Source organism: Actinomyces radicidentis, from assembly GCF_001553565.1.
Lineage (GTDB): Bacteria > Actinomycetota > Actinomycetes > Actinomycetales > Actinomycetaceae > Actinomyces > Actinomyces radicidentis.
Window position 1 is genome coordinate 895964 of record NZ_CP014228.1, and the last position, 24690, is coordinate 920653.

General features: G+C 74.1%; 17 protein-coding genes. 3 read left to right on the forward strand and 14 right to left on the reverse strand.

The window, feature by feature from the left end; all coding sequences use genetic code 11:
* Positions 1 to 524: 524 nt before the first annotated feature.
* The 6 genes from AXF14_RS03860 to AXF14_RS14650 form a co-directional block, all read right to left on the reverse strand.
* Entirely contained in the window at positions 525 to 2243 is a 1719-nt protein-coding gene (locus AXF14_RS03860; protein ID WP_067940990.1) for a dipeptide ABC transporter ATP-binding protein, read from the reverse strand.
* Positions 2243 to 3919 carry an ABC transporter substrate-binding protein gene (locus AXF14_RS03865; RefSeq protein ID WP_067940992.1) on the reverse strand — a complete coding sequence of 559 codons (1677 nt, stop codon included), beginning with the start codon at positions 3917 to 3919 and terminating at the stop codon, positions 2243 to 2245. The genes AXF14_RS03860 and AXF14_RS03865 overlap by 1 nt, the downstream gene beginning before the upstream one ends.
* 29 nt (positions 3920 to 3948) lie before the next feature.
* Positions 3949 to 5631 carry an ABC transporter substrate-binding protein gene (locus tag AXF14_RS03870; RefSeq protein ID WP_067940994.1) on the reverse strand — a complete coding sequence of 561 codons (1683 nt, stop codon included), beginning with the start codon at positions 5629 to 5631 and terminating at the stop codon, positions 3949 to 3951.
* Between the two features lie 95 nt (positions 5632 to 5726).
* Entirely contained in the window at positions 5727 to 6713 is a 987-nt protein-coding gene (locus tag AXF14_RS03875; protein ID WP_067940996.1) for an ABC transporter permease, read from the reverse strand.
* On the reverse strand, positions 6710 to 7792 hold the full coding sequence (locus AXF14_RS03880; RefSeq protein ID WP_236755929.1) for an ABC transporter permease: 1083 nt from the start codon (positions 7790 to 7792) through the stop codon (positions 6710 to 6712). The genes AXF14_RS03875 and AXF14_RS03880 overlap by 4 nt, the downstream gene beginning before the upstream one ends.
* A 278-nt stretch (positions 7793 to 8070) precedes the next feature.
* A complete protein-coding gene (locus AXF14_RS14650) occupies positions 8071 to 8202 on the reverse strand; it encodes a hypothetical protein (RefSeq protein ID WP_257721777.1) in 132 nt (43 codons plus the stop codon).
* Between the two features lie 709 nt (positions 8203 to 8911).
* On the opposite strand from AXF14_RS14650, the gene AXF14_RS03885 reads away from it, so the two are divergent.
* Entirely contained in the window at positions 8912 to 9652 is a 741-nt protein-coding gene (locus AXF14_RS03885) for a hypothetical protein (protein ID WP_067940997.1), read from the forward strand.
* A gap of 42 nt (positions 9653 to 9694) precedes the next feature.
* On the opposite strand, the gene AXF14_RS14705 is transcribed toward AXF14_RS03885, so the two are convergent.
* The 8 genes from AXF14_RS14705 to AXF14_RS03925 form a co-directional block, all read right to left on the reverse strand.
* Positions 9695 to 12739: a hypothetical protein gene (locus AXF14_RS14705; protein WP_067940999.1), complete on the reverse strand. Its 3045-nt coding sequence runs from the start codon at positions 12737 to 12739 to the stop codon at positions 9695 to 9697.
* Entirely contained in the window at positions 12736 to 14958 is a 2223-nt protein-coding gene (locus AXF14_RS03895; protein WP_211260129.1) for an HSP90 family protein, read from the reverse strand. Before AXF14_RS03895 ends, AXF14_RS14705 begins: the two co-directional genes overlap by 4 nt.
* A gap of 2 nt (positions 14959 to 14960) precedes the next feature.
* Complete coding sequence (locus AXF14_RS03900) at positions 14961 to 15398, reverse strand: hypothetical protein (protein WP_067941001.1); 438 nt, start codon at positions 15396 to 15398, stop codon at positions 14961 to 14963.
* A 94-nt stretch (positions 15399 to 15492) separates the two neighbouring features.
* On the reverse strand, positions 15493 to 15969 hold the full coding sequence (locus AXF14_RS03905; protein ID WP_067941003.1) for a hypothetical protein: 477 nt from the start codon (positions 15967 to 15969) through the stop codon (positions 15493 to 15495).
* A gap of 197 nt (positions 15970 to 16166) precedes the next feature.
* Positions 16167 to 16973 (reverse strand): ABC transporter ATP-binding protein, encoded by an 807-nt coding sequence (locus AXF14_RS03910; RefSeq protein ID WP_067941004.1) that lies wholly within the window; start codon positions 16971 to 16973, stop codon positions 16167 to 16169.
* Positions 16960 to 18879: an ABC transporter permease gene (locus tag AXF14_RS03915; RefSeq protein WP_084355625.1), complete on the reverse strand. Its 1920-nt coding sequence runs from the start codon at positions 18877 to 18879 to the stop codon at positions 16960 to 16962. Before AXF14_RS03915 ends, AXF14_RS03910 begins: the two co-directional genes overlap by 14 nt.
* A 116-nt stretch (positions 18880 to 18995) precedes the next feature.
* Positions 18996 to 20075: a thiamine ABC transporter substrate-binding protein gene (locus AXF14_RS03920; RefSeq protein WP_067941006.1), complete on the reverse strand. Its 1080-nt coding sequence runs from the start codon at positions 20073 to 20075 to the stop codon at positions 18996 to 18998.
* A gap of 256 nt (positions 20076 to 20331) precedes the next feature.
* Complete coding sequence (locus AXF14_RS03925; protein ID WP_067941008.1) at positions 20332 to 21396, reverse strand: helix-turn-helix domain-containing protein; 1065 nt, start codon at positions 21394 to 21396, stop codon at positions 20332 to 20334.
* 243 nt (positions 21397 to 21639) lie between these two features.
* Between AXF14_RS03925 and AXF14_RS03930 the strand changes: the two genes are divergently transcribed.
* The gene (locus AXF14_RS03930) at positions 21640 to 21933 is read left to right on the forward strand and encodes a DUF4235 domain-containing protein (RefSeq protein ID WP_067941010.1); all 294 of its coding nucleotides are present in this window, start codon (positions 21640 to 21642) and stop codon (positions 21931 to 21933) included.
* Between the two features lie 203 nt (positions 21934 to 22136).
* Positions 22137 to 24650 (forward strand): (Fe-S)-binding protein, encoded by a 2514-nt coding sequence (locus AXF14_RS03935; RefSeq protein WP_067941012.1) that lies wholly within the window; start codon positions 22137 to 22139, stop codon positions 24648 to 24650.
* The last annotated feature ends 40 nt before the right edge of the window (positions 24651 to 24690 follow it).

The window sequence follows — 24690 nt, forward strand, 5'->3', positions numbered from 1 at the left end:
ACGGTCGGCGAGGGCGCGGTCGTGGCCTGGTCCTTTCAGAGGTGCGTGCGGCGGGTGCCGGGTGCAGCGCGTTCGCACGTGTTCGTCGACCCAACATAACGACGCCTATGAGTGAGCGACACCAGAAAGGCCCAAGTGTCACCTGCTATAGGGTTCACGTGTGCGGGCGCTCACAGGTTCGCGCCATCCTCTCACCCGCCCGAGCGCTCCCGGACCTCCGGAACCCCGGGGCGGCGCGACGCTCCCCAACCGTGACAATCGGTGTCATTCCGCCGCTCACCTGCAACCGGGGAGGTGACGCGAGGCGCTCCCGGCCGCCCCGGGCGAGCGGGGCGCGGCACCGGTCCGGTCGGCGCACCGCAACCGTGCGCACCGCTCGCGCAGCGCCCCGAGGTCCCGGACGCCGCCCCCCACGGGCGCGGTCGCGCCCCGCGCGGCACCGTCCCGTCGGGGACGAGGACGGGGCGCCGTCGGGTCCTCCCCGAGGGCGCCCCGCGCCCGTGGCCCGCTGACGGCGGCCGGTCTCAGGCCGCCAGGCGGCTGCGTCGTCTCTCGGCCTGGACGTCCGGGTCCGGGACCGGGACGGCGGAGACGAGGCGGCGCGTGTAGTCCTGCTCCGGGTGGGCGAGGACCTGGTCCGTCGGCCCCTGCTCGACGACGCGGCCCTCCGAGAGGACCACCGTGCGCGCGGCGACCGAGTCGACGACGGCGAGGTCGTGGGAGACGAAGAGGCAGGCGAAGCCGAGCTCGGACTGGAGCTGGCGCAGCAGGTCGAGCACGACCGCCTGGACGGAGACGTCCAGGGCGCTCGTCGGCTCGTCCGCGATGACGAGGCGCGGGTCCAGGGCGAGGGCGCGCGCGATGGCGACCCGCTGGCGCTGGCCGCCGCTCATCTCGTGCGGGTAGCGGTCCGCCATGGCGGCGGGCAGGCGCACGGCCTCCAGGAGCTCGCGCACGCGCACCCGGCGGGCGGAGCCCTCGATGCCGCCGTGGACGACCATCGGCTCGGCGATGGAGGAGCCGACGGTGCGGCGCGGGTTCAGGGAGCCCGCCGGGTTCTGGTAGACGACGCCGGTGGCGCGGCGGGCCGGCTCGAGGGCGCGGCGGCGGGCGCCCCTGACCTCGACGCCGCACACGCGCACGGAGCCGGAGGCGATGGGCACGAGGCCGGTGAGGGTGCCGGCGATGGTCGACTTGCCGGAGCCGGACTCGCCGACGAGGCCGAGGACCTCGCCGGGCGCGATCGACAGGCTGACGCCGCGCACGGCGTGCACGGAGCGGCGGCCGTTGCGGTAGACGACGTCGAGGTCCCTCACCTCGACGACGTTCTCGGGTGCGCCGTCGGCGGGCGCGGCCCCGCGCTCGGCGACCTCGACGCCGCCGCGCAGGGAGTCGAGCCGCGGGACGGCGGCGAGGAGCTCGCGCGTGTAGGGGTGCTGCGGGTGGGCGAAGAGGCTGCGCACGTCGCCGCGCTCGACGATCTCGCCGTGCCGCATGACGGCCACGTCGTCGGCGACGTCCGCGACGACGCCCATGTCGTGGGTGATGAGGAGGACCGCGACGCCGCGCTCGGCGGTCAGCGAGCGCAGGAGGTCCAGGATGCCGGCCTGGACGGTGACGTCCAGGGCCGTGGTGGGCTCGTCGGCGATGAGGACCGGCGGGTCGCAGGCCATGGCCAGGGCGGTGCAGGCGCGCTGGAGCTGGCCGCCGGAGAGCTGGTGCGGGTACGAGCGGGCGATGCGCGCCACCTGCTCCTCGTCGCCCAGGCCGACGCGGCCGAGCAGCTCGAGGACGCGGGTCTCGACGGCGCGGCGGGCGCCGCGGCCCGTGGCGTGGGCGCGGACGGCCTCGCCGATCTGGGAGGCGATGGTCTCGAGCGGGTCGAGGGCCGTCGTCGGCTCCTGGAAGATCGTGCCGACGAGGCGGCCGCGGACGTCGTCGAGGAGGGCGCGCTCGGCGCCGACCAGCTCGACCTCCTCGGCGGCACCGCCCTCCCCGACGCCCTTGCCGGTCCGCACGAGGGCGGAGCCGGTGACGGTCGCGGTGGCGGGGAGGAGGCCCAGGGAGCCGAGGGCCGTGACGGACTTGCCGGACCCGGACTCGCCGACGAGCGCGAGGACGCGCCCCGGCACGAGGTCGAGGTCGATGCCGCGGCTGGCGGGCTCGGGCGAGCCGTCGAAGGCGACGGTGAGGCCGCGCAGGGACAGGGCGCCGGTGCGCTCCCGGGTCTCCTCCCCCGTCATCACTCGGTCACCCCGAGGACGAGGTAGTCCGGGTAGGCCGGGAAGGGGTTGACGAAGAAGCCGCCGACCTTGGAGCCGTGCAGGAAGGAGTTGCGGCGGTTGAGCAGCGGGACGCTGGGGACGTCCTCGGCGATCTGCTTGTCGAGGGCGGCCCACAGCTCCTGAGCCTTGGTCGCGTCGGTCTCGGCGCTGGCGGCCTCGATGGCGGCGTCGACGTCGGCGTTGGAGTAGCGCGAGACGTTGTAGCCGCCGTCGCCGATCTCGGAGGAGGCGTAGAGCGGCTGGATGTTGGCGTTGGCGCTCGGGTAGTCCGGGTTCCAGGAGACGACGGTGAGGTCGTAGGTGGAGCCGTCGCCCTGGGTGGCGCGCTCCTGGTAGGCGTCCGTGGACTGCGGGTCGAGGGTGACCTTGAAGCCGGCCTCGGTGAGGGACTGCTGGACGGCCTCGGAGACAGCCTGGCGGGCCTCGTTGTTCTGGGTGAGGAGGACGAGCTCGGGGACGTCCTTGCCCTCGAGGAGCTCCTTGGCCTTGTCGACGTCGGTCGGGTAGAGGTCGTACTCCTCGCGGCCGGGGATGCCGGGCGTGATGTAGGTGGTGGCGATGCCGGCGCCGAGCTCGCCGCCGAGGGCCTGCTGGGCGGCGGTCTTGTCGACGGCGTAGGCGATGGCCTTGCGGACGTCGACGTCGGTGACGCGCTCGGTGTTGATGGCGAGGTAGAGCAGCGGGCCGGGGTCGGAGGTGACCATGCGGGCGGAGGCGCTCGAGCTGCCGTTGACCTGGGCGAGCTTGGAGGCGGTGAGCAGGCCGGCGGTGAAGGCGTACTGGTCGTCGCCGGAGTCGGCGATGAGGCGCTGGGAGATGGTGTCCTCGTCCTGGCCGAGGGAGAAGACGATGGAGTCGGGCAGGGCGGTGCGGACCTCGTCGGAGTCGGCGGTCCACTTGTCGTTGCGCTCGAGGGTGACGGAGACGCCCTGCTTGGCCTCCTTGAGCTTGTAGGGGCCGGAGGCGACGGGGTTATCGGAGAAGGACTCGGGGTCGTCGTTCTCGGGGACCGGGGCGAAGGCCGGCAGGGAGGCGATCCAGGGCCAGTCGCCGTAGGGCTTCTTGAGGGTGAAGACGATGGTGGTGTCGTCCTTGGCCTCGATGGAGTCGAGGTGCTTGCCGTCGTAGGGGCCCTCGTAGCCGTCGGTGTCCGCGAGGAGGGACTTGTGGTAGCTGAGGCCGCCGGAGAGCGAGGAGGAGAAGGAGCGCTCGAGGCCGTGCTTGATGAGGGCGGCGGTGATGGGGGTGCCGTCGGAGAGCTCGAGGCCGTCCTTGAGGGTGTAGGTCCAGGTGAGGCCGTCGTCGGAGACGGTGCCGGTGTCGGTGGCGAGGTCGGGGACGACCTCGGGGTCCTTGCCCGGGGTGAGCTTCCAGGTGGTGAGGCGGCGGTGCATGAGGGCCAGGGAGGTGACGGCGAGGGACTGGCTCTTGGCCGGGTCCCAGTTGATGTCGCTGTCGGAGGAGAGCACGGTGAGGCTGCCGCCCTTGGTGGCGGAGGCGACGGCGGTGCCCGAGGTCGAGGCGGAGGAGGAGGACTTCTCGTTGGCGCCGCAGGCGGCGAGGACGAGGGCGAGGGCGGATACGCCGGCGCCCGTGAGGGCGGTGCGGCGGGAGACGTCGGGCAGGAGTGCCATGGTGCTTTCCTTCTGTGGAGGTGGTGGCGTCAGGCGGTGAGGCCGATGACGAGGTAGTTCGGCAGTGACGGGTAGGGGGCGACGAAGAAGTTGGTGACCTTCGAGCCGTGCAGGAAGGAGTTGTGCCGGTAGGCCAGGGGGACGACGGGCGCCTGCTCGGCGATCTGCTTGTCGAGGGCGGCCCAGGCGTCCTGCGCGGTGGCGGCGTCGAGGTCGGACTGGGCGGCGTCGATCGCGGCGTCGACCTCGGCGTCGGAAAAGCGGGACATGTTGTGCCCGCCGCTGCCGATCTCGGAGGAGGCGAAGAGCGGTTGGATCATGGCGGCGGCCGACGGGTAGTCGGGGTTCCACATGCCGATGGCGAGGTCGTAGGTGGAGCCGTCGCCCTGCGTGCCGCGGGCGTAGAAGGCGTCCGAGGCGACGGCGTCGATGCGCACGGTCAGCCCGGCCTCGGTGAGGGACTGGGCGACGGCCTCGGCCATGGCCTGCGGGGCGGTCTCGTTCTTGACGAGGAGGACGAGCTCATCGACCTGCTTGCCCTCGAGGAGGCTCTTGGCCTTGGCCGCGTCGTGCGGGTAGAGGTCGTACTCCTCGCGGCCGGGAATCCCCGGGATCGTGTAGGTCGTGGCGGCGAGGGCGCCGGCCTCGCCGCCGACGGCGGAGACGACGGCGGCCTTGTCCACGGCGTAGGAGATCGCCTGGCGGACCTCGAGGTCGGTGACGCGCTCGGTGTTGATGGCGAGGTACTGCAGGGGGCCGCCCTCGGTGGAGGTCGCTAGGCGTGCCTTGGCGCCCGCGTTGGCGGTGACCTGGGCGAGGGCGGCGGCGGAGACGAAGTCCGCACCGAAGGCGGACTTGTCGTCCCCGGAGTCGGCGATGAGTCGCTGGGAGACGGTGGACTCGTCCTGGGCGAGTTGCCAGACGATGGAGTCCGGCAGGGCGAGGCGCACCGGATCGGTCGCCTGGGACCACGAGGTGTTGCGCTCGAGGGTGACGGAGGAGCCCTGCGTGTAGCTCGTGACCTTGTAGGGGCCCGAGGCCACCGGGTGGGAGGCGTAGGTCTGCGGGTCGTCCTTGTCCTCGGGGACGGGGGCGAACGCGGGGGTTGCGGCGATCCAGGGCCAGTCAGCGTCGACGCGCTCGAGGTGGAAGACGATGGTCTTGTCGTCGGGCGTCTCGATGGAGTCGAGGTGCTGGCCGTCGTAGGGGCCCTCGTAGCCCTCGGCGCCGGCGAGGAGCCGCTTGTGGTAGCCCAGGCCACCGGCGAGGGCCGGGGCGAAGGAGCGCTCGAGGCCGTACTTGACGTGGGCCGACGTGATCGGGGTGCCGTCCTCGAAGGCGATGTCGTCCTTGAGGGTGTAGGTCCAGGTGAGGCCGTCGTCGGAGGCGGTGCCGGTGTCCGTGGCGAGATCCGCGACGAGCGCGACTTCCTTGCCGTCCTGGAGGTTCCAGGTGGTGAGGCGGCGGTGGACGAGGCCGAGCTCGCGGATGGCGACGGGCTGGCTCTTGGCCGGGTCCCAGTTGACGTCCGTGGCGGAGGTGAGGACCGTCACGGTTCCGCCGGTGGCGGTGTACAGGGCGGTGGCGCCCGCACTGGCGGAGGTGGAGCTCGAGCCAGAGTTGGCGCCGCAGGCGGCGAGGGTGGCGGCGACGGCGGCCATGCACGTCCCTCCGAGGAAGCTGCGACGGGTCGGGCTGCTGGTGAGAGACATGCTCACTCCTTCCGGGTGCGGCGGTACCGGCGGGTACCGGGGTCGTGCTGTGACTGCGACGGTGACTGACTGGCTGGGGGCGTCGTCCGGTGGGCTCAGACGCGGGGGTCGATGACGGCCGCGAAGGCGTCGACGAGGAGGTTGGCGACGATGACGAAGGCGGCGGCGACGAGCGTGACGCCCATGACGACGGGGACGTCGGTGGTGGAGACGGCGTCCATGAGGAGGGCGCCCAGGCCCTGCATGGAGAAGACGCGCTCGGTGATGACGGCGCCGCCGAGCATCCCGCCCAGGTCGAGGGCGAAGTAGGTGACGACTGGCAGGGAGATGTTGCGCATGACGTGGCGGCCGATGACGCGCTTCTCGGGAAGGCCGACGGCGCGGGCGGTGCGCACGTAGTCCTCGCCCATGTTCTCGAGCATCTCGCCGCGCACCATGCGGGCGTAGACGGCCGCGGAGATGAGGGCGAGCACGCACCACGGCAGGACGAGGTGCCAGGCCCAGTCGACGGGGCTGTCCGTGAGGGCCACGTAGCCGGAGACGGGGACCATGTCGAGGGTGAAGCCGAACAGGAGGATGCCGAGCAGGCCCAGGAGGTAGGAGGGTGCGGAGACGCCGAGGACGGTGGCCGTCATGATGGTGCGGTCGAGCCTGCTGCCGCGCTTGAGGGCGGAGACGACGCCGGCGGCGACGCCGGTGACGAGCCAGAGGACGGCGGCGCCGATCGCGATGGAGGCGGTGACGGGCAGGCGGGCGGTGATGAGCTCGGTGACCGGCGTCGACAGGCGGAAGGAGTAGCCCAGGCAGGGGGCGGAGCAGACGATGGCGCTCGTGCCCGAGCCGTAGGTGCGGCCCGCGACGATGCCGACGAGGTAGTGCCAGAACTGCGTGTACCAGGGGTCGGAGTAGCCCATGAACTCGCTGGCCCGCTGGAGGTTCTCCGCGGTGCAGGGCTTGCCGCAGGCGAGGGCCGCCGGGTTGGACGGCCACAGCGAGAAGATCGCGAAGGTGATGAAGGCGATGAGGACGAGGACGAGGACGGTCTGGCCGAGCCTGGAGATGAGGAAGCGCGCGCGGTTCATCGGTTCTCACCGGTCCTGGGGTCGAGGGCGTCGCGCAGGCCGTCACCGAAGAGGTTGAAGGCGAGGGTGACGAGGAAGAGGGCGAGGCCGGGGAAGAGGAGGTACCAGGGGTCGGTGCTCACCCAGGTGACGGCGTTGCCGATCGAGCGGCCCCAGGAGGGGGTGGGGGCGGTGACGCCGACGCCGAGGAAGGACAGGGCCGCCTCAGCGGTGATCTTGCCGGGGATGGAGATCGTCGTGAACACGATGATGGTGGCGACGAGGTTGGGGAGGACCTGGGTCGTGAGGACGTGCCGGCCGCCGGCGCCCATGGCGCGGGAGGCGCCGACGAAGGTGCGGCCGCGCAGCGCCAGGGTGCGGCTGCGCAGGACGCGGGCGGTGGACGGCCAGCCGAGGATCCCGATGATGAGGATCATGACGAGGACACGCGGGGCGGAGGCCGGGATGATCGCGGAGATCGCGATCATGAAGACGAGGTGGGGAAAGCCCAGGGTGACGTCGGTGAGCCGGGAGACGAGGGCGTCCCACCAGCCGCCGACGTAGCCGGCGGACAGGCCCAGGAGGATGGCGATGACCATCGAGAGGATGGTGGCCCCCATGCCGATGGAGAAGGAGGTGCGGGTGCCCTCGACGACGATGGCGAAGAGGTCGCGGCCGGTCTGGGGCTCGACGCCGAACCAGTGCTCGGCGCTCACCCCGCCCAGGGGGCCGGCGGGGACGCCGGAGGGCTCCAGGGCGTCGAGGTGGTAGCTGTAGGGGTCCACGCCCGCGGCCCGGGTGATGAGCGGGGCGAGGAGGGCCACGAGGGTGGTCAGGATGATGATGACGCCGCCGAGGACGGCCCAGCGGTCGCGGCCCAGGCGTCGCAGGACGTTGCGCCAGCCCGTGGGTCGCTGCGGGCCGTGGGCCCGGTCGGCGGGCGCGGGGCCGTCGGCGGGCTCGGTCGGCAGCCCGGTGACCACCTCGGCGAGGAGGGTCCCCTCGGCGGGAAGGGTGGAGGCGGCGACGGCCGCGGCGCGCTCAGGGGCGTCGGTCGCGTCGTGACGCGGGGAGGGTGTGTCCAGGGAGGACGGGGCCACGGTGGCACCTCACGGGTCGGGCGAGCGCGGCGCGCTCACGAGCGAATGGGTTGGGAGCTGTCATCAACGACAGCAGCAACAACACACTCGCTTGGCCATGCGACCTGGACCTCCTGGATGACGGGCACCGGGCGGTGCTCCTGCGAGGACGCTAGCAGGACGGTCGCGAGCCGAACGAGACCCAGCCGTGATCTGAGACGAGGCTCTCAGGAGGCGACCGGCGGGAGCGAGGCCGGGTCGGGCACGCTCTCGGGCGCGGCGGCGCCGGGGCCCGGCCCTCAGCCCTGACGCCGCAGGTACTCCTCGACCTCGTCGAACCAGCCGCTCAGCGCCGGGTCCGCGTCGCGGACCTCGGCCAGCAGGGCGCGCCCGGCAGACGGCCCAGCCGCCAGGGGGCGACCAGACGGCACGTGCTCGACGCGAGAGGCACGAGCGCCATATGATGTGACAGTGCTCACTCAAGTTCTCGACGGCTGACCGCTTTCCAGACAGCCCCAGTGACACACCTCCACACCCCCAATGAATCGAGGTCGACCGATGACGCTCCGAAAGCCCGCAGTTCTCCTCATCGCTATCGCGGCATTGTCTCTCGAATTCCCTACAGTTGCCCACGGATCTGAGTTAGGGATCTCACCTTCACAAGCAACGCCAGCACAGCCCACTCCCCTCGCGACACAACCTCGCGACGGATCCTCTGATCTCGTCGAGTTCGCATCACGAGAGAACTCACTCGACTCAAGGGCTTTCGCACTGTTCGAGACAATCCCACAGTCCCCGCATCGCTCAGGGGCAGATGTCTCGAGCCACTCATGCTGGCGCACAAGCGACCCAGAACTGCGCAGATCCGCAGCAAAGGTCACCTCAAAGGTCGAGGTCTTCTCCAATGGGCGATGGGTCACGAAGGCAGTCGGGACCAAGACCGTCTATCAAGGCTGCGGGGGAGGAAAGGACGCGGTCGCACGGACCCCCTGCCACACCGGATCGGCCCGCTACAGGTGGAGGACGAGGGCCGAGGTGGATATCGTGGGCTGGGCCGACGATCCCACCTGGAAGACGCGCGAAACCACGTTGCAGTGCCGCCCGTGAGGCCGCTCCGCCGATGAGGAGGAGGTCGCGTCGATGAGAGCGTCGTTCCAAGGACGCCTGTCCGTCAACCAGCACGGCCCCTTCGCCCCCACGGCTCGCGGGGGCGAGGACCTGCGCTCTCTGGTCCTCGGGGTCGCCGCCACCCTCTGGCCCCGCTGCGAGGACACGTGGTTCGCTCACGGCGGCTTCGACGTGGACCTCCTGCCCCAGGGGCGCTCCCACGCCACCGTGAGCGTCGAGGCTAGCTGCCCTCCGGGCCGCGACACCCTCCCGATGGCCTCCCTGGCCCTCACGCTCGAGACGGCTCTGGCGCGGGCCGCCACGTTCCGCGTGGAGCACGCCGAGGTGTCCTTCGTCGTCGACGACGACCAGCCGCTCCCCAGCACCGACGGGTGGACCATGGACGGCTGGGCGACCCGCCTCCTCCGCGGCGCCTCGGGCGCCACGAGCGCCACCCTGACCTGGGCCCCCGCGTCCACGGCCTCGCAGGACCACCGAGCCTCGGAGCGCGTCATGGAGCTGCTCCGGGGGCCGCAGGGCCTCGCCCTCATCTCGGATGACGACGACGTGGCCGTGACGGCCTGCAGCGACGAGCACACCCTCCTCATCACCCCGTGCGACGCGTCGATCCTGGGCGTCGCCGTCACGATCGACGTCGTGCGCCGCGCCGCGCAGCAGGCAGGGGTCAGGGGCGAGGCCCGGTGCTCACTGCGCTACGCACCCGTGCCACCCGGCTCGTCGTGGGGCTCAGCGCCACCTCGCCACCGGCCCTGAGGCCGAGGCGCTCTCCGGCGCGGCGGCGCTGGGGCCCGGCCCTCAGCCCTGGCGCCGCAGGTACTCCTCGACCTCGTCGAACCAGCCGCTCAGCGCCGGGTCCGCGTCGCGGACCTCGGCCAGCAGGGCGCGCCCGGCGGCGACCTCGCGCTCGGCCGCCTCCCGCTCACCGGGCTCGTCGAGCCGGCTGACGTGGAAGCGCGCGAGCGTGGCACGGGCGCGGACGGCGGAGTGCCGGTCCCCCACGGCCGTGAAGCCCGCGAGCGCGCGCTCGGCGGCCTCGACGCCGCTGTGCGGCTCGTCGCAGACCCACTCGACGGAGGCGAGGTCGAGGTCGGTCTCGGCGAGCTCCAGCGCGCCGGAGAAGCCCTCCTGGTCCGGGACGCGGGCGACGACCTCGCGCGCCTCGTCCAGCATGGCGAGGGCCTGGTCGCGGTGGCGGCGCGCCGCACCGGGGGTCGGCCGCGCCGTGAGCGCGAGGGCCGCCCGGCGCAGGAGCCGGGCGCGGGCGAGCAGGAGATGGGCCGGCGCCCCCTCCTCGGCCGGGAAGTACCCGGCCGCGCGCCGCAGGAGGTCGCAGGCCTGGTCCGGGCGCTGCAGGGCCTCGGCGGCCGAGGCGGAGCGCTGCAGCAGCCCGAGGGCGGTGTCCTCGTCGCCCTGCTCCTCGGCCTCCTCCAGGAGCGGTGCCGCGACCTCGAGGAGCCGCTCGTGCTCGCCGAGGTCCTCCAGGACGAGGACGAGGACGCCCTGCAGGCGCGTGACGCGGTCCGGCCTGCTCGCGCGCTGCGCCAGGTCGATCGCCGTCTCCAGGACCTCCGCCGCCTCCAGGGCGCGACCGGATCCACCGAGCACGTTGGCCAGGGGCTCCATGACGGAGACGGCCCAGCAGTCCGCGCCGGCCGCGAGGAGGAGGTTGGCCGCCTCGACGTCCTGGGCGACGGCCTCGTCGAGCTGGCCGGACATGACGGACAGCCAGGCGAGACGGTGTCGACAGGACACGACGCTCGAGGCGCTCCGGGACGTGGCGGCCTCCAGGGCCGCGGCGGTGGTACGGGCCGCGCCGTAGACGTCGCCCTGGACGTGGGCCAGGGCGGAGCGGCTGAGCTCCAGCTGGGTGCGCACGTGCCCGTGGGGGTCGGCGTCGAGCCGCTCGAGGCGCTCGACGAGGACCTGGGCGACGGCGAGCAGCTCCTCCCCCTCGGCCGCGGCCTGCGGGGACAGCGCCGTGCCGGTGCCCGTGAGGCAGGCGCCCGCGACGGCGACGAGGTCCTCCGCCCGCTCGGGTCCGGCGGGGGCGTCGAGGACCTCCTGCGCGAGGGACCGCGCCCGGGCACGCAGCGAGGCAGCACGGTCCGTCGCTGCCCGCGCCTCCTCGGGGTCCTCCGGCCCGGGGGCGGCGGCCTCCATGGCGATGTCCACCTCGAGCAGCCTGGCGTGGTGCGCCGCGCCGGCAAGAGCGGACCGCTCGGCGTCGCCCTGGTCGAGCAGGCGCCTGAGGGCGCGCCAGGCCTCGAAGGCCCGCGGGGCGTCCTGCATGTCGCCGAGCAGGCGGGCGCGGGCCTCGGCGGCCGCGACCTCGCGGCCCTGGGGCGGCTCGGTGGTGAGGACGCCGTGGAGGTGGAGCCAGTCCAGGAGCCTGCTGCGCTCGATGAGGTCGCCCGCGACGCCGAGCGTCGCCGTGAGGCGGTCGAGGGCCTCGGTGAGGTCCGCCGGGGGCACGAAGGCGGGCTCGACGGCCCGGCCCGCCCCGGCGGAGGCCCCGGATGACGGTGCGGCGGAGGAGTTCGCGGAGGGGGCGTCGGACGGGCCGCCCTGGCGGCCGGGGAGCCAGCCGGAGAGGCGGCTCCTCAGCCCTGCCGGGCGGGGGGCGGGCTCCTCGGGGGCGGCGGTCTCCAGCAGCTCGACGCGCTCGCCGCGCGGGGCCCCGCCGGGGGCCTCAGCGGGGGCGCCACCGCCCTCGGCGGCGCCGTCCCCGGCACGACCCACCGGCGGCATGGCGAGGCTCTCCTCGAGGAGCTCGGTGCGCACGCGGTTGCCGTTGCGGGCGTCGAAGCGGGCGGTGAGCGCACGGACCCAGTCCTCGGTCCGCGCAGCGGCCTGGGCCAGGGTCGCTGGCCCCTCGACGCTCCACCCGGGGGCCCACAGGGTGTTCTCGGGCAGCTCGACCTCCAGGGGCTCGTCGCCTCGTCCCTCGCGCACCGCCTCGCGCAGGACGAGGGTCATGCCGGTGAGGAGGTCCACGAGGGCGGCGGCGGAGTCGCTGCGCGCGGTCCAGGGCGCGTGGTGGCGCAGGAGGCGCAGGCCCCGGTCGAGGTGTCCGGACAGGGCGAGGTAGCTCAGGTGCCACCCGACGTTGGCGACGTGCTCCAGGCTGTGCGCGTGCTTGCGGTAGGCGCGCACGTGCGCGCTCCAGGCCTGCTGGTGACGGCCGGAGCGCAGGAGGGGCAGCAGGAGCATGGACTGCATGCTCGCGGGCTGCTCGTCGCAGCCCGCCCCCGCGCGGAGGACCGGCACGCCGACGGCGAGGGCGCGGGCGTCGTCGTGCTCGCTGAGCGCCTGGAGGACCTCGTGCTCGGGGTCGCAGGCGGCGCAGTCCGAGCTCTCGTCGGGGGGCGTGGCGCGCCACGCGGCGAGCTGCGCGGCGGCGAGGTCCGGCCGCCCCAGGGAGCGCTCGACGTTGAACAGGGTGCCGTGGACGGAGTGCATCGAGGCTCCCTGGCTGCGGTAGAAGGCCTCCATCGCGGCCTCGAGCTCGCGCACCTGCTCCAGGGGGACGCCCGGGTTCCGGGCCACCACCTCGAGCGCCGACTTGTAGCACCAGCGCAGGTGGTCGATCTCGGGCTGGTCGAAGAGGTCGGGGCGCTCCTCGAGCCGCGCCAGGCACCAGGCGAAGGGGGCCAGGGCCTTCCAGTCCTCACCGCCCCACAGGTAGGCGTGGAGGAGCAGGACGCGGGCGCGCACGTCGAGCCGCTCGTCACCGGCGGCGACGGCGGCGTCGGAGACCTGCGCGAGGCGGGCGGAGCGCTCCGGCCCCAGGGGGAGGGTGAGGGCCTCCTCAAGAAGCTCGGCGAGGTCGTCGTGGTTCATCCCTGGTCTCCTTCCGCCCCGGGGCGGGGCTCGGGCTCGGTGGGTGCGGGAGGCTCGGAGGCGGTGGGGCTGGTGGCGGCTGCGGGTACGGCGGGCGCGCCCGGCCCGCTCGGCCCCGTGGCGCCGGCGGGCGCGTCCGGCCCGCTCGGTCCGGCGGGGGCGGCGGGCTCAGCCGGTGCGGTGGGGCGGGCGGGTGCGGCGTCGCCCCCGGTGTCCAGGGCCGCGGTGAGCAGGGCGGTGAGGGTGCGGGCGGCCCAGGCGCGCTCCCGGGCCGACAGGACGTGGTGCCCGGACAGGAGGCACTGGACGTAGAGACCGCGCAGGACGTCCTCGACGGCGGCGCGGTGCCGGTCCCCGGCCTCCGGGGAGCGCCCCGGGGCCGCGCCACCTGCCGCCGCCGTGGCAGCCGTCCCGGTCATACCGGCCGCGCCGGTCCTGCCGGTCGCACCAGCCGTCCCGGTGGGTGCCGCGCCGGGGCCGGTGACCTCGATGAGCCGGGCGACGAGGCTGTGGGAGCGGTTGAGGACCAGCCGCGCGCGCGGAACACGGGCGAAGGGGTCACTCACCCCCAGGACGGTCGCCCACGCGTCGGCGCCCGGGGCCCGCGAGGAGGAGGCGAGCGCCACCGAGGACTGCTGGACGCGCTGCCCGGCGAGGTCCGGGTCGGGCAGGTAGAGCGCCGGGAGGGTCAGGGGCGCGAAGCGCCGCAGGACCACCTCGACGTCGGCCTCCGCGAGCGCCCGCTCGGCGCGCTCGAGCAGGCCCAGGGCCTCGGCCTCCTCGGCGGGGTCGAGCGCCTTGAGCGCCTCGACGAGCTCGGTGGGGTCGACGAGCCGGATCCCCGCCGGGTCGGGGGCGCTCTCCCGGGCGGGGGCGTCGGCTCCTGCCGGGGCCGGGCCGCTCCCCTGGTCCTCGGCGTCGTCGAGGACCTCCGGGTGCCTGGTGAGCGCGGTGATGAGCTCCGTCTCGTGGACGTGCCCGGCGTTGACCAGGACGAGGCCCTGGGCGTCGGCGACGTCGGCCAGGGCGCGGTACTGGTCCGTCGTGCGCGTGTAGCGGACGCGCCCGCCCCGCCCCGCCAGGGAGGCGAGCCGGGCGAGGGTGAGGGGGCCCCGCGTCGTCGTCATAGGCAGGTGGCGCGCGACGAGGCGCAGCACCTCGGGGTCGTGGAGGGCGGCGGCGGACAGACCCAGGGCGTGCGCGGACAGGAAGGCGGTGAGCCGGCTGGGGGCGACGCGCCCGAGCCTCTCGAGCCAGTCGCGCACGCGCTGGCCGACGGCGTCCCGGACGGCGGCCAGGAGGTCGTCGTCACGCACGGACTCGCGCGAGGCGGTGAGGTGGAGGTTGCTCGCGTCGGCGACGACGCGCACGAACCCGGCCCAGTCGGGGGCGAGGCCCTCGGCGGAGCGGGACACGAGCATGCGGCCCACGGTGAGGGTGTGGCGGGCGGCGTCGGCGGGGGCGGCCCGGTCCAGGATGACGACCGTGCCGCGCAGCCCGGCCTCGGGGACCGTGAGCTCGAGCATGTCGAAGGGGTCCGCGCCGAGCTCCTGGCGGCAGCGGCGGCGGGCCTCCTCACGGGGCAGCTCCCACAGGCCCTGTCCGCGGCCGTGGCGGGTGGTGAGGCCGTCGGCGGACGTGACGAGGATGTCGACGTCGAGCAGGGAGCCGAACTCCGTCACGAGGGCGCGGACGGTGTCGGGGGCCAGCCAGGGCTCCGAGGGCAGGGCGGTGAGGGTGATGCTCGTGCCGGTGCTCGGCACGGCGGCGGGGTCGAGCCTCTCGACGTCGTAGGTGCCGTCGGCCCCGCCCCGCCAGCGCACGGGGTCGCCGCCGTGGGCGGAGCGGGAGGTGACGAGGATCTGCGGGCTCACCATGAAGCAGGAGAGCAGGCCGATGCCGAACTGGCCCAGGTAGTCGCCGCGGGAGAGGCCGAGCTCGTCGCGCTTGGAGCTCGAGCCGATCGTCGACAGGAGGGTCTCGGTCTCCTCCAGGGTGAGGCCGATGCCGGTGTCGGTGCAGGTGAGCCGGGAGGCGCCGTCGGAGGTGCCCAGGGTGAGGGTGACGGTGGCGGGGCAGCCGGGCTCCAGGGCACGTCGCGCGGTGATGGCGTCCACGGCGTTCTGCAGGAGCTCGCGCACGTAGACGCGGGGGCCGGAGTACAGGGAGCGGGAGAGGACGTCGACCATGCCGCGCAGGTCGACCTGGAAGGTGGACACGCTCAGCCCTGGTCCCGGGCGGCGAGCAGCGGGTCGATCCGCTGCCAGGCGCGCTGGGCGGCCCTCACGTCGTCGACGGCCTGCGGGGCGGGCAGGCCGAGCTCCTCGGCGAGGCGGTTGAGGGTCCGGGCGACGGCCCCCAGGAGGCTCGAGCTGAGCGCCCCCAGCTGGGCGTCGTGGAGGCCGGAGCCCACGGGGACCCAGGACGAGGCCAGGAGGACGAGACGGTCCTGGGCGGTGAGGAGGCGCACGGAGACGAGGGGGTCGCGGTGGGCCGTGCCCCTGAGCGCGTCCTCGAGGGCGGCCGGGTCGAGGAGGCCCGCGGCGGGCGGGAGCTCGTAGGCCGCCTGGGCGCGCAGGAGGGGCGAGGGGCGGGTGAGGAGGGTCAGCCGCAGGGGCAGGTGCCACACGGCGCCGACGACGAGGCCGCGCCGGACCATCCGCAGGCTCGGGTCGTCCCGGCCGATGAGCTCGTCGAGCCTGCCGGCCGTGAGCGGCGGGGTGAGGGCGTCGGGGTCGGTCCATCAGGGCACGTCAGGCCTCCTCGTGGGGCTCGGCGGGGTGCAGGGAGTCCTCGAGGAGGGCGGCGCTGGAGCCGAGCAGCCCGGTCGCCCACTGGAGCCACTCGTCGAGCTGGGCGTCGCTCATCCCCTCCTCCACGGGCGTGGCCGCGTCGAGGACGACGTCGAGGCCGGGGCGGGGCCCCTCGGGCTCGGCCGGGTCGTCGGGGCCGGACGGGAGGATCGTGAGGACGGGGGCCGGCTCGTGGCTGAGGAGGTGGGCGGCGGCGGCGCGGACCGCTCCGGCCCGCTCGTCCGTGGCCTCGACGCTGAGGACGGTCCTGGCGGCGAGGCCGGCACCGTCCGGGGAGACCCAGAGGACGACCTCCCTGCTCCCCCCGTGGTGGGGCAGGGCGAGGACGAGGCGGTCGTCGTCGCGGGTGGTGGGGAGCCCGTGCAGCCGCGCCCAGTGCTCCAGCCGCTCGACTCGTACGGTGGGAAGAGCAGTCACCCCGTCACGATAACGGTGCGGGAGGCGCCGCGCCCCATGGACCGGGCGGGTGGCTCATGGGGAGAGCGCCCCAGGACCTCGGGGGCCGAGGGCCATGGCTCAGCTTCCCAGGGCCCGAGGCCCAGGGGGCGGACCCAGAGGTCGCTTCTCGCCATCCGCGTCCCCGGAGGATCCTGAGGCCCAGGGGCTCAGAGGGCTCAGAGCCCGAGGAAGCGGGCGACCTCCTCGGATCCCGGGGCGGCGCGCAGCTCGGCCATCGGGGCGTTGGCCAGGAGTCGGCCGGCGCTGCGTCCCGCCCCCATGACGCCCACCCGGTCGGCGACGGCCTGGGCCTCGGCGTGGTCGTGGGTGACGTAGAGGGCGGTCGTGCCCTGGCCGGTGAGGATGCGCCGGAGCTCCGCGGACAGCTCCTCGCGCAGGGCGCGGTCCAGGGCGGACAGGGGCTCGTCGAGCAGGAGGAGGCGCGGGCGGGGGGCCAGGGAGCGGGCCAGGGCGACGCGCTGGGCCTGGCCGCCGGACAGCGTGGCGACGTCACGGGGGCCGTAGCCGGGCAGGCCGACGAGCTCGAGGACCTCCTCGACCCGCTCACGGCGCCGCGCTCGCGGCCACCCGGCCAGGCCGTAGGCGACGTTGCCGGCGACGTCACGGAAGCCGAAGAGCTGCCCCTCCTGGAACATGAGGCCGAAGCCCCGCTTGTGGACGGGGACGGTGGTGACGTCCTCGCCGTCCCAGGTGACGCGGCCGCCGGCGAGGTCCTCGAGGCCGGCGACGGCGCGCAGCAGGGAGGACTTGCCGCAGCCGGAGGGGCCCAGGAGGGCCTGGACGGTGCCGGTGGGCACGGTGAGGCTGACGCCGTCGACGGCGGTGACGGTGCTGGTGCGCCGTCGTCCGCGCCCGGTGGCGGGGTAGACGACGGTGAGGTCCACGACGTCGAGCCCGGCACCCGCCGGGGCCTGCGGGCCCTCGGGGCGGCCCGGGGCGTGGGGGCGCTCAGTGGCGGTCATCGTCGTTCCTCTCCCCGCCCCCGTCGTGGGGGTGCGGGCTCTCGGGGGTGGTCGCCGGGCGGGGCCGTGACCCGGTGCCGGGGGCCGCGCCCCCGCCGGCGGAGGGTGCTGCCGCGTCGGCGGGCACGGCGGAGGGGGCCGGGCCGGGGACAGGGGTGGGCGCAGGGGTGGCTGAGACGGTCCCTCGAGCGGCCGAGACGGTCGCGGGGGCGGCGGCGGTCTGGGCCCACTCGCAGGCCAGCATGATGACGGCGGTGCCCAGCGCGAGGACGACGCCGGCGGCCAGCCCCATCCCCTGGTTCTGGGCGCCGGGCGAGCCGATGAGTCGGTAGAGGACGACCGGCAGGGTCGGCTCCTGGGGGCGGGCGAGGAAGCTCGTCGCCCCGAACTCTCCGAGGCTCGTCGCGAGCGCGAAGCCGGCGGCGAGGCCCCCCGCGCGCAGGAGGTGGGGGCCGTCGACGGTGGCGAGGACGCGCCCGGGTCCGGCGCCCAGGGCCGCGGCGGCCTCGCGCTGGCGCGGGTCGATGGCGCGCAGCGCGGGCAGGAGGGTGCGGACGACGAGGGGCACGGCGACGACCGCCTGGGCGAGCGGCAGGATCCACCAGGACCGCGTCAGCGACAGCGGCGGGCGCGAGAGGGTGATGAGGAAGCCGAAGCCGACGGTGACCGCAGAGACCCCCAGCGGCAGCATGAAGAGGGAGTCGAGGAGCGCGACGCCGCGGCGTGCCCAGCGACCGCGAGGCCGCCGGGAGACGATGAGGGAGACCGCTGCACCGATGGCGAGCGCGATCGCCGCCGCCGCGAGCGCCACCTTGAGCGAGTTCCCGGCGGCCTGCCAGACCGTGACGATGAGGGCGTTCGAACCGCCGGTGGTGCCGAGGTCGCGGTAGTTCGCGAGGGTCCACTCCCCCGCTCGCCGCAGGGAGCGCAGCACGAGGACGACGATCGGCCCGACCAGCAGGCCGATGACGACCGTGAGGGTGAGCAGGAGCGCCGGGAGGTCGGCGGCGCGCAGCCGGGTGGCGGGCACGTCGAGGCGCAGGCGCAGGCTCGCCTGGCTGGCGGCGCGGGCGCGCTCCGCGACCCACAGGACGGCGGCGATGACGAGGAGCTGGAGGACGGAGAGGACGGCGGCGCCGCGCAGGTCGAGGTACTGGGCGGTGAGCACGTAGATCTCTGTCTCGATGGTGCCGATCCCGGTGCCGCCGAGGACGAGGACGACGCCGTAGGCGGTGGCGCAGAAGAGGAAGGTGAGGGAGGCGGCCGAGGCGATGGCGGGCATGAGGCTCGGCAGGGTGACGGTGCGGAAGGCCCGCCACGGCGAGGCTCCCAGGGCTCGGGCGGCCTCGACGGCGCGGGGGTCGAGGCGGGACCACATGGTGCCGACGGTGCGCACGACGAGCCCGTAGTTGAAGAAGACGAGGGCGGCGACGACGGTCGTCGTCGTGCCGTCGAGGTGGAGGGCGCCGAGCGGCCCGCCGGTGGTGACGAGGGCGTGGAAGGCGACGCCGACGACGACGCTGGGCAGGACGAAGGGGACGATGACGAGGCCGCGCAGGAGGTCGCGGCCGGCGAAGCGGCGGCGGTAGAGGACGAGGGCTCCGGGCACGCCGAGGAGGACGCAGCCCAGGGTGCCGAGCGTCGCCTGGACGAGGGTCTGGCGGATGATCCGCCAGGTGCGGGCGCGGGTGAGGACCTCGCCGAAGCCAGAGAGGTCGAGGGCGCCGTCGGGGGCGAGGCCGCGGCCGACGAGGGTGAGGACGGGCCAGGCGAAGAGAAGGCCGAGGAAGACGAGCGGGACGACGACGGCGAGCGTCCAGCCGGCCCGCTCGCCCCACCCCGCCCGTGGCCCCCGCCCGCACCCTCCTCGCGAGATCGGGACTTCCTGACCCCGAGATCGGGACATCCTGACCGCGAGATCGGGACGTTCCGACCGCAGGCTCGGTCCGGCGATGGGCGACGGCTGCTCGCCGCCGCCCACCGCCGTCGTCGGCTCCCCGACCGGCCCGCCCCCCGGCGTCGTCACTGGCCGACGGCCTCGGTCCAGGTCTGCAGCCAGGCCTCGCGGTTCTTCGTGATCTCGTCCGCCTCGACGACGATCGGGTCGTCGGAGGTGGCGCCGAACTTCTGCATGGCCTCGGAAAGGGTCGCCTCGGGGTTGACCGGGTACATGTACATGGAGTCCGGGATCGCGGACTGGACCTTCTTGCTCAGCATCCACTCGACGAAGGCCTTGCCGCCGGCCGGGTTCGCGGCGCCGGCGAGCACGCCCGCGTACTCGACCTGACGGGTCGCGGTGGACAGCACCGACGCCGTCGTCGAGGACTTGCCGTCGTCGGAGAGGGTCGAGGCCGGGGAGGAGGAGTAGGAGACGACGATCGGGTAGGCGCCCTTGCCCTCGCCCGCGGAGAAGTCCGTCTCGTAGGCGTCGGTCCAGCCGGAGTCGATCTTCGCGCCGTTGGCGACGAGCTTCTTCCAGTAGTCCGCGAAGCCGTCCTCGCCGAAGTGGCCGATGGTGGCCAGGAGGAAGGCGAGGCCGGTGGAGGAGGTCGAGGGGTTGATGGCGACGAGGAGGTCCTTGTAGTCGTCCTTGATGAGGTCCTCGAAGGAGGTCGGGGCGGCCAGGCCCTTCTTCTCGAACCAGTCGACGTCGTAGTTGAGGCAGACCTCGCCGAAGTCGATGGGGGCCAGGGCCTTCTGCCCGTCGACGAGGTACTGGTCCGCGCCCTCGGGCAGGGCCACGGTCTGGGAGGTGTCGATGACGCCCTCGGACAGGACGCGCGAGGCGAAGGAGTTGTCGACGCCGAAGACGACGTCGCCCTGGGGGGCGTCCTTGGTGAGGACGAGCTTGTTGACGAGCTCGCCGCCGTCCCCCATGGTCACGACGGTGAGCGAGCAGCCCGTGTCCGCCTGGAACTGGGACTCGATCTCCTTGGGGAGGTTGAAGGAGTCGTGGGTGACGAGGGTGACGGTGCCCGACGGGCTGGCGGTGACGCTCGACGACGAGCCGGACGAGCCGCCGGAGCAGGCGGCCAGGGCGAGGCCGGCGACGGCGGTGGCGGAGCCGGCGAGCACGGCGCGTCGGGTGATGGTGGTGGACACGTGTTCCTCCTAGACGTGGTCAGGAGGGCCCGGGCGTCCGCGGGGCGGCGGACGCGCGGGGAGAACTCGACTTCCTTCGCCGGTGCTGGCCGGAGCAGGTTCGAGGGTCTGCGGTCTCCCGCACTCTCAGCGCCCGTCCCGCGGGGTCCGGTGGGGCGCTCCCCTGTCGTGGTGCGGCCCACGATACGCGCCGCGACGGGCGCCGTGGCACGAGCGGCGCCCGCCCGGGCGCGGTGACCTGACGGCGCTCCCGCTCTCAGCGCCGCGGGGCGTGCAAGGGCGTCACCGTCGCACGCTCCGGCGGTTCCTGCGCGGGAACCCAGTGGGGGACGAAGGGCTCCGGGAGCATCGTGAACCAGTTGTCGAAGTGGTCGGGATCGTCCGCAGGCGGGACGAACGCCGTGCCGATGAGGCGCTGGGCATCATCCCCCGGCCCGCAGAGGGCCTCGACCCACGCCCCCATCTCGACGTGACCCACCTCGACGCCTCGCGTGGCGAGGAGGGCCGCGCCGAGCAGGAAGACGTCGTGGATGACGAGGATCTCCGCGGGCGTGCAGGCGAGCGCCTCGTCCTCGCCGACCCCGAGGACGCAGAGGCGTGCGCTCAGGAGGCTGGCGAGGCTGCGCAGCTGGTAGACGAGCTCGTAGTCGTACCGGGTCAGCCAGAGCTGCGGCAGCGTCTGCCCGATGTGCGTCTCGTCGAGCTCGCCCAGGTGGGAGCCCCGGGGCATCGCCGCGAGATAGTCGAGGTCCTCCGTGAGGGAGCCGTCGTAGACGTGCGCGCCGACGGCGAAGCAACGGGCCGCCCGTTCATCGAGCGTGCGGGCGAGCAGTGGGGAGTAGGTCCGCGCCAGGACCTCAGGAATATCATCCCACGGCGGGATCCCCAGGGCCTCTGCGTCGTCGGTGCGGTCCGCGTCGTACTCGTCGTCGGGGCCCGCCCCGGATGGGGCACCGCCGTCGTATCCCGCGGCGGCGAGCACAGTGCGCATCGCGTCAGCGAGACCGTCGGTGGGCTCGTCGTCGACCAGGCTGTAGGAGGACCCGGGGTCCCAGCCGAAGGACCCGGACGGCGGGAGGTCCCACGGGCGCGGAACGCGGGCGTACCACGGCGTGGGCGGCTCCCAGCCGAGGGCGTCCCAGACGGCGGCCTGCTTGTCCGAGCGGACCTGTGTGCGGCCGGCCTCGTAGTTCCGCCACGTCGGGACCGTGACGCCGGCCGCACGCGCCATCTGGGGCACGTCGAGGCCGAGCTCAAGACGTCGGGCACGCATCGCCTGCGCGATGTCGAGGTCGTCCGGCTCGTGGTGGATCGAGGTCATCGTGCTGCCCTCCCGGAGGACTCGAGGACGGATCGCCACCGCGGACGCGGGAGGCTCCCGATCCACACTAGCGGGTCCGGCACGCAGGCGGGGCGCCGTCGGCCACCGCGGGAGCGGCGCCGTCGCGGTATCCGCGCTGGTGGGGCAGGATGTGCGTGTACGGAACGGCGTCGTCGCACCCCGCGACGCGCGCGCCGTCGTCCCCTCGCGGCCCCGCCGCGAACCGAAGGAACGGAGCACACCATGGCAGCAGACCTCGGATGGAAGGCCACCTCGGCCATCACCACCCTCGTCTCCGGCATCGTCGCCGAGAAGGCCGTCAAGATCGGCTGGAAGCTCGTCACGGGCCACGAGGCCCCGGAGCAGGAGGACCAGCTCCTCACCTACCAGCTCGCCGAGGTCATCGCCTTCGCGGTCATCTCCGGCGCCGCCATGACGGTGACCCGCCAGCTCACGCTGCGCGAGGCCGCCAAGTGGTACGGCGGTCACGAGATCGAGAACCCGCTCGAGGAGAAGAAGCTCAAGGTCCAGGGCTGACCCGTCCTCCCGGTCGGGCCCCGCGCCCAGCCGGGCACCGAGCTCGTACTTCCGCCCCTGAGACCCACGGCAAGGCTGTGGGTCTCAGGGGCGGAGGTACGAGGTGGGCGCGTGAGCCCGTCCTCGCGCCGCGTGCCCGGGGCGGGGCGCCGCTCACCGAACCCCCGGCCGTGACCGTCGCAGCACCCGGCTAGGCTTCCTGCATGACGTCCCTGCAGATCCTTCAGCTCGTGTGCGCGATCGTCGTCGTGGCCACCACCTTCGTCGGTGGTGGCCTCTTCGTGCGCGCGTGTTGTCAGATCGTCCGCAGGATGCGCGTGGGGCGCCCCGCGGGCCGCGACCGCACCCGGCCCGTCGGCCGCCGCCTGTGGCTGCTCGTCTCCGAGGTCCTCGGGCACACCGCCTTCAAGGGACGCCCGTGGATCCGAGTGGCGCACTGGCTCGTCATGGTGAGCTTCCCACTGCTCTTCCTCACCCTCGTCACCGGCTACGGGCAGGTCCTTTCCGGCGCCGGCTACCAGCTCCCCTGGCTCGGCCACCAGGCCTGGTGGGCGTGGGTCGTCGAGGGCATCGCCTGGACCTCGACCGCCGGCATCATCGGCCTCATCGCCGTGCGCACCCGCAACCGCCGGGACGGGGCCGCCGAGCCGCCCTTCGACGCGACGAGCGAGGGCGGCACCCGCACCCGCTCCTCCCGCTTCGCCGGCTCCACGAGCTCCCAGGCCCGCTTCGTCGAGGCCGTCATCCTCGGGGTCGTCGTCTGCGTCCTGGCGCTGCGGATGCTGGAGCACGCGGCCCTCGCGAAGGCCGGGGACCCGCAGGCGGTCTGGACGCAGTTCCCGCTCACCGCCTGGACGGGTGTCGCGCTCACGCACCTGCCGGCGGACGCGATCACCGCCGCCGTCTACGTCGTCGCCACCATCAAGATCGTCATCTCGATGACCTGGATGTTCGTCGTCGGCCTGCAGCCCTCGATGGGCGTCGCCTGGCACCGCTTCCTCGCGATCGTCAACGTCTACGCCCGCCGCGACATGGCCGGCACGACGGCGGACCCGGCCGCCATCGCCGAGCGCACCGGGGAGGAGCCCGACGCCGTCGCCGCGCGCCTGAAGGAGAACGTGCCCGCGGCCCGCACCGGCTCCAAGGCCCTCGGCCCGCTCCTGCCACTCGAGTTCGAGGGGGCCGACGGCGCCCTCGTCGCCCTCACCGCCGCGACTATGGACGACCTCGACGCCGCCATGGAGAAGGCCGACGAGGAGGAGCGCGAGGTCGCACTCGGCGTCGGGCGCGTCCAGGACCTCACCTGGAAGGGTCTGCTCGACTTCTCCACCTGCACCGAGTGCGGCCGCTGCCAGGACCTGTGCCCCGCGTGGAACACCGGCAAGCCCCTGTCCCCCAAGCTCTTCGTCGAGGCCGTGCGCGATCACCACGGCGCCGTCGCTCCCTACCTCGCCGCCGCCGGCACCCTCGGGATCGCCCCCGAGGAGGTCACCGACGCCCAGGCCGCCGACCACGGCGACCTCCTCGCCGACACCCGCTCCGGCCTGGCCGCCGGCTCCGCCCACACCGGCGACGTCCTCGGCGCGCTGCTGGCCGCCAAGGCCGCGCCCACCGAGACCGGCGTCGCCACCCGCCCGGCGCCGCTGGCTGGCGACGTCGTCCCCGCGGACGTCCTGTGGTCGTGCACCACCTGCGGCGCCTGCGTCGACCAGTGCCCGGTGGACATCGAGCACGTCGACCACATCGTCGACGTGCGCCGCCAGCAGGTCCTCATGGAGTCCGCGTTCCCCAAGGAGCTCGGTCAGATGTTCCGCAAGATGGAGTCCAAGGGGAACCCGTGGGGGCTGGCGCCCCGCAAGCGCATGGACTGGGCGAAGGACCTCGACTTCGAGGTGCCCGTCATCGGCGTCGACGTCGAGGACGCGTCCGAGGTCGACTACCTGTTCTGGGTCGGCTGCGCCGGCGCCTACGAGGACCGGGCGAAGAGGACGACGCGCGCCGTCGCCGAGCTGCTGCACGTGGCCGGGGTGCCCTTCGCGGTCCTCGGCGACGCCGAGTCCTGCACGGGCGACCCGGCCCGCCGCGCTGGCAACGAGATCCTCTTCCAGATGCTCGCCGGGCAGAACGTCGAGACCCTCAACGAGGCGAAGGTCCAGCGGATCGTCGTCTCCTGCGCCCACTGCTTCAACACGCTGGCCCGCGAGTACCCGCAGGCCGGCGGGCACTACGAGGTCGTCCACTACACGCAGCTGCTGAACCGGCTCGTGCGCGAGGGGCGGCTGCGGCCAGCGGCGGCCGAGCAGCGGCCCGAGCTGCCGCAGGTGACCTACCACGACGCCTGCTACCTGGGCCGCCACAACCAGGTCTACAACGCGCCGCGCGAGCTCATCGAGGCCACCGGCGCGGACGCCGTCGAGATGCCCCGTAACCACGAGCGGGCCTTCTGCTGCGGCGGCGGCGGGGCGCGCGCCTTCATGGAGGAGTCGATCGGGACGCGCATCGCCGTGGAGCGCTCCCGGGAGGCCATCGGGACGGGTGCGCAGGTCATCGCGACGGCCTGCCCCTTCTGCACGACGATGCTCTCCGACGGCGTGGCGAGCGAGGGCGCGGACGTGCGCGTCACCGACGTCGCGACCCTCATGCTCGAGGCCGTGCGCCGCGGGCAGGACGGACCCGGTGACGCGGAAACGGAGGAGCCCGAGCCCGCGCTCGTGTGAGGGGCGGCGCGAGGACCCGCCTCGTGGGCCCCGCACACGG

What these genes read in the sequence shown, in the direction of transcription:
- AXF14_RS03860 (WP_067940990.1), bottom strand. Translation starts at nt 2,243, where the DNA reads ATGACGGGGGAGGAGACCCGGGAGCGCACCGGCGCCCTGTCCCTGCGC.
- AXF14_RS03865 (WP_067940992.1), bottom strand. Translation starts at nt 3,919, where the DNA reads ATGGCACTCCTGCCCGACGTCTCCCGCCGCACCGCCCTCACGGGCGCC.
- AXF14_RS03870 (WP_067940994.1), bottom strand. Translation starts at nt 5,631, where the DNA reads ATGTCTCTCACCAGCAGCCCGACCCGTCGCAGCTTCCTCGGAGGGACG.
- AXF14_RS03875 (WP_067940996.1), bottom strand. Translation starts at nt 6,713, where the DNA reads ATGAACCGCGCGCGCTTCCTCATCTCCAGGCTCGGCCAGACCGTCCTC.
- AXF14_RS03885 (WP_067940997.1), top strand. Translation starts at nt 8,912, where the DNA reads ATGAGAGCGTCGTTCCAAGGACGCCTGTCCGTCAACCAGCACGGCCCC.
- AXF14_RS14705 (WP_067940999.1), bottom strand. Translation starts at nt 12,739, where the DNA reads ATGAACCACGACGACCTCGCCGAGCTTCTTGAGGAGGCCCTCACCCTC.
- AXF14_RS03900 (WP_067941001.1), bottom strand. Translation starts at nt 15,398, where the DNA reads ATGGTCCGGCGCGGCCTCGTCGTCGGCGCCGTGTGGCACCTGCCCCTG.
- AXF14_RS03910 (WP_067941004.1), bottom strand. Translation starts at nt 16,973, where the DNA reads ATGACCGCCACTGAGCGCCCCCACGCCCCGGGCCGCCCCGAGGGCCCG.
- AXF14_RS03915 (WP_084355625.1), bottom strand. Translation starts at nt 18,879, where the DNA reads ATGTCCCGATCTCGGGGTCAGGAAGTCCCGATCTCGCGAGGAGGGTGC.
- AXF14_RS03925 (WP_067941008.1), bottom strand. Translation starts at nt 21,396, where the DNA reads ATGACCTCGATCCACCACGAGCCGGACGACCTCGACATCGCGCAGGCG.
- AXF14_RS03930 (WP_067941010.1), top strand. Translation starts at nt 21,640, where the DNA reads ATGGCAGCAGACCTCGGATGGAAGGCCACCTCGGCCATCACCACCCTC.
- AXF14_RS03935 (WP_067941012.1), top strand. Translation starts at nt 22,137, where the DNA reads ATGACGTCCCTGCAGATCCTTCAGCTCGTGTGCGCGATCGTCGTCGTG.